This is a genomic window from Pseudanabaena sp. PCC 7367 (assembly GCF_000317065.1).
In the GTDB taxonomy this organism is placed as follows: domain Bacteria; phylum Cyanobacteriota; class Cyanobacteriia; order Pseudanabaenales; family Pseudanabaenaceae; genus Thalassoporum; species Thalassoporum mexicanum.
Map to the genome: position 1 here is coordinate 1,229,273 of NC_019701.1, position 13,100 is coordinate 1,242,372.

General features: G+C 48.6%; 9 protein-coding genes. 4 read left to right on the plus strand and 5 right to left on the minus strand.

Annotated elements, in window-relative coordinates; translation table 11 throughout:
- Window positions 1-164: 164 nt before the first annotated feature.
- Both PSE7367_RS04730 and PSE7367_RS04735 read left to right on the plus strand, forming a co-directional pair.
- Window positions 165-1,115: a DUF4333 domain-containing protein gene (locus PSE7367_RS04730; RefSeq protein ID WP_015164228.1), complete on the plus strand. Its 951-nt coding sequence runs from the start codon at window positions 165-167 to the stop codon at window positions 1,113-1,115.
- A 233-nt stretch (window positions 1,116-1,348) separates the two neighbouring features.
- Window positions 1,349-3,136, plus strand: coding sequence for a ShlB/FhaC/HecB family hemolysin secretion/activation protein (locus PSE7367_RS04735; RefSeq protein ID WP_015164229.1), 1,788 nt, complete (start codon window positions 1,349-1,351; stop codon window positions 3,134-3,136).
- A 17-nt stretch (window positions 3,137-3,153) separates the two neighbouring features.
- Here PSE7367_RS04735 and PSE7367_RS04740 read toward each other — a convergent pair whose 3' ends face one another.
- The gene (locus PSE7367_RS04740; protein WP_051037875.1) at window positions 3,154-5,289 is read right to left on the minus strand and encodes a M48 family metallopeptidase; all 2,136 of its coding nucleotides are present in this window, start codon (window positions 5,287-5,289) and stop codon (window positions 3,154-3,156) included.
- Between the two features lie 867 nt (window positions 5,290-6,156).
- On the opposite strand from PSE7367_RS04740, the gene PSE7367_RS04745 reads away from it, so the two are divergent.
- Together PSE7367_RS04745 and PSE7367_RS04750 are read left to right on the plus strand one after the other, a co-directional pair.
- Window positions 6,157-6,957: an HAD-IIB family hydrolase gene (locus PSE7367_RS04745; RefSeq protein WP_015164231.1), complete on the plus strand. Its 801-nt coding sequence runs from the start codon at window positions 6,157-6,159 to the stop codon at window positions 6,955-6,957.
- A 139-nt stretch (window positions 6,958-7,096) separates the two neighbouring features.
- Window positions 7,097-7,642, plus strand: a complete 546-nt coding sequence (locus PSE7367_RS04750; RefSeq protein WP_015164232.1) for a retropepsin-like aspartic protease family protein — start codon at window positions 7,097-7,099, stop codon at window positions 7,640-7,642.
- Between the two features lie 88 nt (window positions 7,643-7,730).
- Here the strand turns inward: PSE7367_RS04750 and PSE7367_RS04755 are convergent, their stop codons facing one another.
- From PSE7367_RS04755 to leuS, 4 genes are all read right to left on the minus strand, one after another.
- Window positions 7,731-8,459, minus strand: coding sequence for a hypothetical protein (locus tag PSE7367_RS04755; RefSeq protein ID WP_015164233.1), 729 nt, complete (start codon window positions 8,457-8,459; stop codon window positions 7,731-7,733).
- 139 nt (window positions 8,460-8,598) lie between these two features.
- Window positions 8,599-9,731 (minus strand): IS630 family transposase gene (locus PSE7367_RS21805; protein ID WP_156800460.1). Its coding sequence is split into 2 segments (ribosomal slippage): window positions 8,599-9,302 and window positions 9,302-9,731, totalling 1,134 coding nucleotides; the frame shifts between segments, so codons are not numbered across the junction.
- A 75-nt stretch (window positions 9,732-9,806) separates the two neighbouring features.
- Window positions 9,807-10,382, minus strand: coding sequence for a Uma2 family endonuclease (locus PSE7367_RS04770; protein ID WP_015164234.1), 576 nt, complete (start codon window positions 10,380-10,382; stop codon window positions 9,807-9,809).
- A gap of 165 nt (window positions 10,383-10,547) precedes the next feature.
- Window positions 10,548-13,097 (minus strand): leucine--tRNA ligase, encoded by a 2,550-nt coding sequence (leuS, locus tag PSE7367_RS04775; protein WP_015164235.1) that lies wholly within the window; start codon window positions 13,095-13,097, stop codon window positions 10,548-10,550.
- Window positions 13,098-13,100: the final 3 nt, after the last annotated feature.

Genomic DNA, 13,100 nt, shown 5'->3' on the forward strand with positions numbered 1-13,100 from the left:
ATAAATTTAGTATAAATATTGATTAGCTTTTGTAATCTTGATCCAAATTGCTCTTATTGATTGCTGATATTTTAACCATTCCTGTTGATATCTCCTTTACCATTACTCTTAGGCTAACTAACACCCAAATAACTGTTTAGACGTACTGAGGCGATCGGACCGTAATGAAAATTATTTCTTTTTTGAACCAGTGGCAAATCAAATCCAGGGCGATCGCCCCCATGCTGACTCGCATCCGTGCTAAAGCGGCCAGGTCTGGCGTAATCCTAATCACCACAGCGGGGTTGGCGGCCTGTTCATTTTCGGTCGGTGGACTGCCTATGGGTGAACTAGAAGGGTTGATCCAGGACGGTATCGAACAGCAGGTTGGAGTTAAAGTGGATGCTATGGATTGCCCTGCGAACAGAGACATCGAGGAGGGTGATGTTTTTGCATGTACGGCCACAACCGTAGATGGTGATGTGCTGACAGTTACAGTCACCCAAACCGACGATCAAGGTAATTTCACTTGGGAAGTAGCAAATGCAGTTCCCGGTGAATTGCCCAGTGATAGTCCTGATCGTCCGATCGCCACTGACAATAACTCTGACGACAGTAGCGCTGATGATAATAATGATGACCCGGTGAGTGATGCAACTACTCCACCTGCTCAAACCAATAATCCCGGCAACGATGGTAACACCCTGAATACTGGCAGATTGGTGGAGGCGATCGCCACTGGCATTACTCAGCAAACTGGCCTGGAAGTGCTATCGGTCGATTGCCCCAGTCGCCCCATTCAAGCTGGTGACACCTTTAACTGCGTTGCCAATGGCCAAAAAGATAGCACCATGACCATTGCCGTGGTGCAAGAAGATGATCAAGGCAATATCAACTGGGAGATTACTGGTTCCACCCGCATTTTGGATCTCAGTGTGATGGAACAGCAACTTGTATCTCAACTAACCGAGCAAACTGGAGTATCGGGAGTGGTCGATTGCGGTGGCGATCGCTACTTGGTGGCCGGAGCTGGCGATAGTTTTGAATGTAGCGGTAGGGATAATAATGGTAATGAAGGCGTGATCCTGATTACGGTTCAGGATGATGAGGGTAATTATCAGTGGGAAATCAATTAGAAAATCTGGGTAGCTAGTTATCTATTTCGATTTACCAAGTTATTTCAATTTTTTTGATTGTGATTAGTTGCTAGCTCGATCGAATTATCTACATTCAGCCTTGGCAAGCCTTATGGCGCAATTTGTTTAAGTATTAAGGTGAGTGCATTTATTTGGCTGCCGGATACGATAAACTATGGTGGATTATCTTTGGTGTGTAGAGGTTTGCGGTTGTGGTTCGATCGAGTCGGCTTATGCTCCAATCTACTCTGCTAGCAACAGGTGTAAGCATCGGCTGCTGTGGTCTGTCGGCGATCGCCAATCCATTGCCTTCCTCAGCAGAGACGATCGATACAATTGGTCAGATCACAACCAACATTTCTGTTCCTAGTAAAAGCAATAATCTGGCGCAGGTCACCTCACCACAGGTAAACCCACCCCAGGAACCAGAACCGCTTCCCGATCGGCCGCTGGAAATACCAACCCCCGATCAGCTTCTGCCAGGTGAACCAGCAGAACCAACTGAGCCAACTGAGCCAGCAGATATTCCTGAAGTGCCAGGTACGATTGTGGTCACAGGTTTTGAGGTAGTTGGTAGTACGGTGTTTACGGCTGAGCAATTAGCAGCGGTGACCCAACCTTTTACCGATCGGGAAATTACCTTTGCTGAACTATTACAAGCCCGCTCCGCGATTACCCAGCTCTATATCGACAATGGCTATATCACCACGGGAGCATTCATTCCGCCCCAAACCCTCAGCGATGGCATAGTGGAAATCAGGGTAGTGGAAGGCAGCCTGGAAGATATTGTGATTACTGGTACCCGCCGCCTCAACCCAAATTATGTCCGATCGCGCCTGGCGATTGCCACTGAAAAACCAGTCAACCGCGATCGATTGCTAGAAGCCTTGCAACTACTCCAGTTAGACCCGTTGATCGAAAGTTTGTCGGCGGAACTTTCAGCCGGCACGCAACCGGGCGAAAATCTCCTATCAGTGGAAGTAGTGGAGGCGGATTCCTTTGATGTGAATTTGCTAGCCGATAATCGGCGATCGCCCAGTGTGGGTTCATTCCGTCGTCAAATTGAACTACTCGAAAGGAATCTGTTTGGTCAGGGCGATGCGATTAGCTTTGCATTCACAAATACCGATGGCAGTGGGCTGATTGACTTTAGCTACACCTATCCGATCAATCCCCGCAATGGCACGCTCACCTTTGCCTATAGCCGTAATAATAGCCGCGTAGTAGAGGAGCCCTTCTCACCGCTCGATATTGTCGCTAATTCTGATTACTACGATTTCACCTGGCGACAACCACTCCTGCAAACCCCAGTCAAAGAGTTTGCGATCGGTGCTACGGCTTCCCATCGCCAGAGTCAGGCTTCGATTTTGGGAATTGCCAATAGCCTCTCACCAGGTGCAGGTCTGGATGGCCGCACGGAAGTAACCGCATTGCGATTGTTCCAGGAATATACCAAACGCAGCAATCGGGATGTGTTGGCATTTCGATCGCAATTTAGCCTGGGCTCTGCGCCCTTTGCAGTCACAGCCAATGACGAGCCAGAAGACCAGTTCTTCCTAGCCTGGCGGGGGCAAGGGCAATATGTGAACCTGCTAGCCCCAGATACTTTATTTATTTTGCGAGCAGATTTGCAACTGAGCGATCGCGCCCTGGTGCCGATCGAACAATTTGGGATCGGTGGTCAGGATAGTGTGCGGGGCTATCGCCAGGATTTGCTACTTACTGACAATGGGCTGGTGGCTTCCGCCGAGGTGCGATTGCCGATTATGCGCATACCAGAAGTGGAAGGCTTGATGCAACTTACACCCTTCATTGACTTTGGCACCGGCTGGAATAATTCAGGGCGGCGTAATCCTGATCCCAACGCTTTGCTTGGCCTTGGCCTAGGATTGCGCTGGCAACAGGGCGATTATCTCACCTTCCGTCTGGACTATGGCTTCGATCTAACCGACGCGAATACAGAATCCAACAACCTGCAAGAAAATGGTTTATATTTCTCGCTGCGTTGGACTGCTTTTTAGAAGGATGCGGCTATTTTTTAAGGATTAGTTGAACCGGATAAGCGATTAGGCAGTTTATACACCTTATCTTCTGGCTCGGTTTCCACCATGTCCGGCATTAGCTCTAGTACCCGCTGTTGGACTTGCAAGTGTCTTTCTAAGCCCTCATAGGCATAACGGTTATATTTCTTCTCATTGATGTAGCTGTTAATATAGGCAACCCGATCGTTGGTTTCGGGGTGGGTAGACACCCAAGCGGGGGGACTTTGTTTTTGTTCTTTGCCCATGGTTACCATCAGGTTATAAAGCCCATCGGCAGCATAGCCAGAGGAAGCTAAAATACGCGTGCCCAGTACATCGGCCTGGCGTTCCATCTCGCGGCTGTAGTCCAGCGTAAACAGGTTGGCCGCAGTGCCACCAAAGGGCAGAAACTGGAATAAATTGCTATTTAAGGCACTCTGGGTGACCAACTGGAAGCCGTGGGAAAGAACCGCATGGGAAATTTCATGGGCCAGCAGGCCAGCTAGCTCTGCTTCAGAATTGGTTTTGGCGATCGCCCCAGCATTAATAAAAATTTTGCCGCCAGGCATCGCAAAGGCATTGATTTCCTCTGCCGCGATCACATAGAACTCATAATTAAACTCATCCCGACCCGATACAGCGGCCAGCTTTTGGCCAACTTCCTGCACATATTCAGTCACCAGCGGATCATCAATTAATTCTAATCGGCGCTGGGCAGAAGTCGCCGCTTTTTCACCAACCACCACTTCACCCTGGGCGATCAGCGCCAAACTTTGCACCGAATTAAGCGGGCCAATCAAGCTGCCAGTAAGGGCATAGCCCGCCGCGCCAACGATCGCGCTGGTGATTGATTTCTCCCGTAGTTGCTTCCTAATATCATCTTTAAATCGATCCAGGTTCTCATCTGCCACCGCCAGGAACTCCTCGGCATCTTCATGCTCAGGATTGAGCAGGGCAAACTCACGGGCAGCGATCGATGATTCTAGCCAATAGCCAGCTTCGCCCAATTTTTTGATCCGTGCCAACATCAACTTGGGTTCGTCAGGATAGATCAAACTTGCTTGCTCTAGGGCATCTAAGGCATCTTCCTGGCGATCGTATGCTTCCAGGGCTTCCGCATAGGCAATGTGCCCAGGAATAAATTCGGGATGTTGGGTAGAAAGCAACTGCAAAGGAACCAGGATACGGGTTTCCAAATTCTTTTCCAGTCCTGCCTGGTATTCGCGCCAATAGACCTGGACAGCGGGGGATGCTTCCGCCAGATCATAGATAGCAGTTGGTCTGGAGTTCGTTTGCTCCGGCTCAAGGGAATCCTCTGATTCTAGATCTGGTTCTATACCTGATTCAAGTGATTCAGATTCGCTCGTTACGTCGCTGTCATCGATCGATCGGGCGGCTAGTTTTGATTCCCTGCCTGTTTTTGCTTCCCGATATAACTGTTCGGCCTGTTCAATTTGGCCAGAACGATAGAGCCGATCGGCTTCAATCATTTTCTGTTGTCTGGCGTTTAGTTTCCCCTCAAGGACACCGCTGAACTCTGATAGATCAAGCTGCATAGAGTCTGGATCATCGCCAGCAGCGATCGCTTCATCAGCTTGATTAGATTCGTTGGCTTCTTTCGTTTCGTCAATTAAAGACTCTCGCTCAATTGGTTTGGGACGAGAAATCATCGTCGCATCATCACCCAGCAGATCGATCGCTCTACCTTTCTTGCCTGTCGTTGTGCCTACGGTATTTTGATCGCGTTCCTCGCTCTCCCCTGCAATCGCTTCCACCGGAATCAGTTCACCTTCAAAGCCAGTGCGATCGCCAACTTCGTTAATTTCTGGTTCTGAGCTATCCGCATCAACGGGCTGAGAAGCATCATTCGCAGTTTCGATCTTAGTTTTAGTTTCGATCGCTTCTAGATCTAGCTCTAAACTATCCTCGTTATGCTCAAAGACTGGTAAGGAATCTCGATCGGCGGCTTGCGCTTGTACCTTTTCTATCACTAGTTCAGGGTCATGCTCTGCGGCCTTTTGATTGCTGGTAGTAGCAGAGACCGGAAATGAAGCAAGTAGTAATAACAAACCAAATGGCAAAGTTAACCAATGCAATTTGGTTGATAATTTGGTCGATCGACGGCGTGATTTAGGGATCGGTGGGAGACTCATAGGGTTCATCTGTCTGCTCGCTCAAAACGATAATTATGACGGTGTAGAACGATCGTCTTTGTTTGCGATCGCTCATTAAACTGCATCATGAGACCTGATCAAGTTTCATCAATCAGCCAGCTTACTAGCCAGCAAATTGCCACAAGCCAGGATGCGGGGAATAAATATCTAATCAGTATAAATACAAAATAAATACAAATACTTGAACCAGTTAGGAAAGTGCTACTCAAGCTCAAACTCACGCCAAAACAGCAATCTGGTCAGTTCAGTAATTCAGTAAAATAGATTCCTACGATCGCTTGGACAGCAAATATATGCAGCATGAACCGCCGTCCAGTTGAATCATTTAGCTAGCTTAAATTACACAGTAATTGCGCCGTAATTGCATGGTGGTTTCGATAAATTAGCGCTTCGTCACCTAGGCTTACTGATGCTTACCGATGCTTAATGATATAGACGAAATGCATAATCACGATCCAAACAATTAACTCCAAACTAATTAACAAAGTATGCTCAGAGCTATGTATGCAGAGGTCAGCCTACAACCTAAACCATTCCGTAACCATTCCGTTGAACTCCGGCTTACTCTGTTCATATTTCTAGCTCCAGACATATATGCCCCCTCAATCGATCGCAATTATGAAACTAGCTATAGTTGAGGGAAAGGGAACAGTGGTCAAATCTAACTAGGACAATTCTGGCATAGATCTAATCCTCCTGGCAGCGTAGATGATGCAATTTTGATTGCCCTTATGTGCCTTGGCAATTTCTCGATGCTTCAAGAGACAGTGAAATGTTAGTATCACGATCGAGCTAGAGCAACAAAGCCATTGCCCTGCGATCGCAACTTCATCTACTTCCTATTATATGTCTTTACTTCCCTTGCCTAGTGCTGATTTTCTTAGTTCTCAACATCCTGGGCAAATTAGCCAACCGCTAGCCGCAGTGAAATTAATTGCCAGTGATGTGGATGGCACCTTAACCAGGGGCGGCAAATTTACGGCTGAATTGCCAGCGGCCTTAGATCGCTTAACAAACAAGGGGATCGCAGTTTTATTAGTAACTGGCCGATCGGCGGGTTGGGTGAGTGCCTTGCGTAATTATTTCCCAGTCGCAGGGGCGATCGCCGAAAATGGCGGTTTGTTTTTTGCCAGTGCCGATCAATTGCCACAGGTTTTAAGCCCGATCGGCGATCTTGTTGCCCATCGCCAAAAATTAGCTAGCACTTTTACAGAGCTGTGCCAACGGTTTCCACAACTGCAAGAATCCGTGGATAATGCCTATCGCATCACCGATTGGACCTTTGACGTGGCTGGCCTGAGCGATCGCAACTTGAGCGATATTAACCAAATATGTACTGAAGCTGGTTGGGGCTTTACCTATAGCACGGTGCAATGCCACATTAAACCCATCGCGCAGGATAAAGCAACTGGGATTTTGGCGATCATTAGCCAGCATTTTGCTCACCTCACCACCCAGCAAATACTTACGATCGGCGATAGTCCTAATGATGAAGCAATGTTCGATCGCCAAAAGTTTCCGCTCTCGGTCGGCGTTGCCAATCTGCGTGAATATAGCGATCGGCTCACCCATCAGCCCACCTACATCACCAGCCAGCCAGAAGTAGCTGGATTTGGGGAACTAGTCGATCTGCTGGTGAGTCTGTGATCGCAATACCAACTATGAATATTTCTCGATCACGATCCTTGTAAACATAAGTGTTAAATGCGGTTAGTTCGATCGCGGTAGGGTGAATATGAATGTTATGGTGGGGATAATTGCGATCGCCTGATTTGGGTCTAATCCGATGAAAAAGCTGAGCCTCTTTGCCGCTTCGGTTGTTAGCTATGGTCTTTTTATTGCTGTGCCGCCGCCAAGCATAGCCCAGGAAAGTAACTGTGTGCTGATTACCACCAATGGGCAAGCAATGGATTTATCTAGCCTTTGTGGTGCCGCGCCGCCAGCATCGCAGTTGCAACAGGCCACGATTAAGCGCCGTGATGCTGGGGTTCCAGTGATCGATGTGTTGTTCACAGGCCAAAATGGCAGTAGCCAGATATTTGAAATGGCGGTAGATACGGGTGCTTCGGGGACAGCAATCACAGCAGAAATGGCCAGAGTCCTGGGGGTGGAGACGATCGGCATTGCGCTCGTAAACACTGCCAGTGAGAATGAAGTTCCAGTAGAAGTGGGGCGGGTAGCCTTAATTCAGGTGAATGGCTTGGCGTTGCAAAATGTGCCGGTGGGGATTTTGCCGTCACTGGATGTGGGTTTGCTGGGGCAAGATTTCTTTGGTCGCTATGATCTGCTAATTCGCCAGGATGTGATTGAGTTTCTGCCTGCTAGTCAATAACTAGCGATCGAGGGTTTTGCCGCAATCAATAGTTTATTCTCATTCTCTCCACCCACCAACGATTTAGCCTTAACAGATCGCAAAAAAATTAGTTAGCCCGCCTCACATCACTATCCCGCTGCACATTGCCATCACGCACTGTCGGCGAAGATGGGGGAGCAGGGCGATCGCGCTCCCTCCGAATCTCTATCTCAGTAACATCTTGGTCAACTGGCTCTGGCTCAAATTCTGGCGCAGGTTCAGATGCATTAGCTGGGGCGATCGATTGCTCAGCTTGCTCCCACTTAAATTCCTGATGCTGCCGCACATCATTAATTCCAGGAATATTATCCAGCTCGCCATTACAAGCCTCCACCAGCAAAGTGTAGTAAGTACCCAGGGCATTATCCACCCCACCCACCAGCACATTCACCTCATAGGGGGCATTCTCAGGGCGAGAACTGGCCACGATCTTATACTGCTCCCCTTCCCGCAGGTCGATCGTGTGATCGAGAAACTTATCATTGGTGCGATTGCTATATTTAAGGTGCATTTCCATGCCATAGGTAACGTTGCCCTCTGGGGTGATCGTGGCAATGTAGTAATCAAACACCCTGCCCCCCGGCACGGAAAAGTCGGTATTCCAATTGTTATTGATGCTCACAAAGGGCACAAAGGGAATAAATGGCACACTGGGTACGCTGACTTCTTTGCGCTGGAGAGTGCCTTGGCCGCCAATTACCTTCAGGGGGATACAAGTTTCGGCGATCGCTCCTTCTGCCCAGGTAAGCGTGGCGATCGTGATGGCAACTAAGCCTAGTTTTTTTGGTAGTAACATGGTTCCGTTTTTCCTGCAATTAGCTTGATTTTGTAATTGCTGAGAATGTCCATAGCCGCAATGGCTACTACCTTAATGTTAATCGGATCTGTAGTGATTAGCTGGCCATACGACGATGAACCCAATTACTAGTGGATTGTCAGCTTTCAATTTGTGGGTAAAGTCGCTTAAGGCGAATACGAGCATCTGCAGTTGTGAATTGCCAATCTACCGACTTCTGCAAATGATTACGCTCAATGAACCAAGCTGATGTTTCTTGTTCAAGAGTTTCTCGATCTGGGATCCGTCGATCCAGACATTGTCGGGTTAGTGCAGACAGCTCGATTTCGGCAATATTTAGCCAACTTCCATGTTTGGGCGTATGGTGAATTTCTAGCCGTTCGACCAACCGACGCGCAGTGGACGGAGCAAAGGCCTGATAGAGCGAGGCAAGTTTGTGAATGTTCAAATTGTCACATACCAAAATGACAGTCTCGCAATCGGCGTAGTCTTGTTCAAGTAAGCGTTGAATTTCGATCGCCCAATCAACTGAGGTTCTGCGTTCACTCACAACTGCTTTACGCCAACCGGCCAAAGGTTCTGTAAACAAGAAAATATTAGCGGTGCCATTGCGCTCATATTCATAATCTACCAACTCTGGTTGTCCTGATTTAGCCGGCAATGGAATGCGTGTTTGTTTAACCAATTGCACCGGTTTTTCATCCATGCAAATTACCGGATGCTTAGAATCATAGGGTTGGTGATAAATCTCTAGTACATCTTCCATATGAGCAACAAAATCGGCATTTTGCTCAGGTGGAATCACATACTGTTGACGTAGATGTGGTTTCAGTTCGTTTTTTTCAGCACTTGTCGCACGGTCTCGTGACAAATAGCTGGTACAATTTCTAACTCCACCGCTTTATCAGCAAGCAATCGCAATGTCCAGCGAGCATGACCAGCAGGTGGTTCGCTACAACGTAAGGCTATTAGCTTTGCCTCCGACTCTCCATCACATACGTGTGGTCGTGGCGCACTTTGGCGAGGTTTGCGTGCCAAGGCCGACTCTAAACCTCCTTCAATCAATCGTTGACGCAGGTTGGCTACTGTATTGCGATGGCAACTAAAGGTGGCGGCGGCTTCCGCATCTGTCCAGTTCTGGCCATTTATATCGATATTTAACAGAATGTTGGCATGTTTGATTTTATAGGCGGCGGCCTTACCAGTAGACACAAGATTTTGCAGCTCTTCGCGCTCTTCCTTGCTCAAACGGACGATATAGCGTTTAGGCATAATATACTGCTCGGATAACATAGGTATAGTTTATCCATCTTTCCCTTAACTCACAAACCCAAGATTGACAGAACACTAGGTATTGATCACATCTAAACCCAAGATTTTATTAACTTCAATCGCTACCTCTGGCAACGCCTGCACCGATAAACTTTGCCCAGATTTAAATACCTGGATATCCTGATAACCATCGATCGCAGGATTGCGATTCACTAGTACACATTCTTGATTGAGATCGACCAGCCAAGACTCGACAATGCCATGCTCCGCATATAAGGGCAACTTACTGGTTTGATCGATGCCAACGGTGCTATCTGCCACTTCGATCAATAGCAAAATATCTTCAGGGGTGGGGTGTTTTGCCAAATAGAAATCATCCTGCCACCGTAATAGGGAGATATCCGGTTGTGGCTCGGATTCATTGCTCAACTCGATCGGATCTTGAACACCAATTATGATTCTACTCTTATAGATATTTTTGAAGAGATGATTTAAGCGCTTCACGCAGCTAGCATGTCTCCTGCCTACTGGTGACATCTGATAAATTTCTCCGCGCAATAGTTCGGTGCGATCGTCCTCGGTCAGGATGCCAGCCTCATGCAGGCTATGGTACTCGGCGACAGTAAATCGCTTGTTTAGGAGCTGCATCATACTCTTACCTCACTTTAATGAGCTTTAATGAGGGACAGTTACATTTTAGCTGTGCTTAAATTTGTCGAGAAAACTCTCTAAATATTGGTCAAGGGCTCAAAGGGATTTCAAGCACCAGACAAGTGCTCCAGGCTTTCAATCCCAGATCCCAGGCAAGATAAACAACTAAACCACAAAATTAACCAGCTTACCTGGCACTGCGATCGCCTTTTTGATCTCCTTGCCCTCCAGATATCTTTGCGCCGCTTCACAACCCTTGGCATATTCAATCAAAGCCTGGCGATCGGCATCGGCGGGCACCTGCATATTGCCGCGCACCTTACCATTCACCTGCACCACCAGGGTGATTTCGCTCACCACCAGCGCAGTTGGATCAAGTTTTGGCCAGGATTGCAAATGCACCGATTGTTCATGCCCCAAACCATGCCACAATTCCTCGGCAATGTGGGGCGCAAACGGAGCCATTAACAATAGCAGGGTTTCGATCCCCTCCGCATAGGTGGCCGACTTGGTGTTTTTACTATCCTGCAAAGCATTACTGAGCTTCATCAACTCAGAGATCGCCGTATTGAGCTGATAATCGCCATCAAGATCCTCGCTCACCTCTTTGATCGCAATATGTATGGCGCGGCGTAAGTCTTTGTCTGGTTTACCTGTGGCTTGATTTGCACCACCTGCGGCAGTGAAACCATTCACCAAGCGCCAGACCCGCCCCAGAAAGCGCGATTGCCCTTCCACGTCCGCCGCATCCCACTCTAAGTCTTTCTCTGGTGGGGCTTTGAACAGGGTAAACATGCGCACCGTATCGCGGCCATATTTTTCGATTACCTCCACCGGAGATACCCCATTGTGCTTTGACTTCGACATAGTTTCATAGCCAGCGGTGAGCCGATCGCCCGTTTCTGGATCGACTAAATTTTCGGGATCAATCAGATTAGCAGGCACTACCTTGCCAGTCACTGCATTGCGGTAGGTCATCCCCTGCACCATGCCCTGGGTGAGCAAGCGTTGGAATGGCTCGTCGAATTTGAGCAAACCACGATCGCGCAACACCTTGGTAAAAAAGCGGGAATAGAGCAAATGCAAGATCGCATGTTCCACCCCACCCACATATTGATCGACGGGCATCCAGTCGTTTACCTTGTCCAAGTCAAAAATTGCTTTGTCATTTTTGGCATCGGTGAACCGCAGGAAATACCAGGATGAATCAATGAAAGTGTCCATCGTATCGGTTTCTCGCCGCGCCGCCGCACCACAACTGGGGCATTTGACCTGGAGCCAATCCTCTAGCTGGGTTAAAGGCGAAGCACCACGACCACTAAGTTGCACGTTTTCCGGTAATTCAACCGGGAGATCGGCCGCTGGCACTGGCACTACGCCGCAATCGGGACAATGAATGATCGGGATCGGGCAACCCCAATAGCGCTGCCGTGAAATCAACCAATCGCGCAGGCGGTATTGAATCCGCGCCTTACCCCAGCCCTGTGCCTCTGCTTTGGCAATAATCTTGGTTTTCGCGGCAGGGGAATCTAAGCCGTCAAATTCAGCAGAATTAACCATCACACCTGGATCGGTATATGCCTCTGCCAAATCTGTTTGAGCTTCTTGCTCTTGGGGCACAATCACGGTTTGGATTGACAAATTATATTGTTGCGCAAAGGCAAAATCGCGCACATCATGGGCAGGTACACCCATCACTGCGCCAGTGCCATATTCATACAGCACGTAGTCGGCGATCCAGATTGGGATTTCTTTGCCCGTAAAGGGATTGAGCGCCATTGCACCGATCGCCATGCCCCGTTTGGGTTTATCCTCGGCGGTGCGATCGATTTCGCTCTGGGCAGCTACTTCGGCGATAAATTTTTCTACGGCTGCCTGATGCTTATTACTGGTCAAATCCTTAACCAGGGGGTGTTCTGGTGCAAGCACCACATAGGAAACGCCATAGACCGTGTCGGGGCGAGTGGTAAATACGGTAATTGCTATATCTTGAGCTGCGCCCACCACAGGGAAAGTCAATTCCGCCCCCACTGACTTACCGATCCAATTGGCCTGCATTGTTTTGACCCGATCGGGCCAGTCGGTTAATTTATCCAGGTCATTCAAGAGTTGCTCAGCATAGTCAGTGATTTTAAAAAACCATTGCCGCAATTTCTTTTTCTCCACGATCGCGCCCGATCGCCAGGATTTCCCATCACTATCAACCTGTTCATTGGCTAAAACCGTGTGATCGATCGGGTCCCAATTTACGGTTGCCTCTTTTTGGTAGGCCAAGCCCGCATCCCAGAACTGCAAAAAGAGCCACTGCGTCCAGTGGTAATAATCCGGTGCGCAGGTGGCCAGCTCTCGCTCCCAGTCATAGGAAAGCCCCACTTGCTTGAGCAAAGCCCGCATTTGTTCAATGTTTTTATAAGTCCAGGCGGCAGGATGGGTACCCCGATCGATCGCGGCATTTTCCGCTGGCAAACCAAACGCATCCCAACCAATCGGGTGCAAAACCCGGTAACCCTGCATCCGCTTATATCTGGCGATCGCATCGGTGATCGTATAGTTGCGCACGTGTCCCATGTGCAGATTGCCCGATGGATAGGGAAACATTGACAGGGCATAGAATTTAGGGCGATCGTCTGTTTCTGGAGCCAGATCTAGCTGCTGCTCTGCCCAGCTTTGTTGCCACTTTGGTTCAATCTGTTGGGGTTCGTATTTCGCTTCCATCAC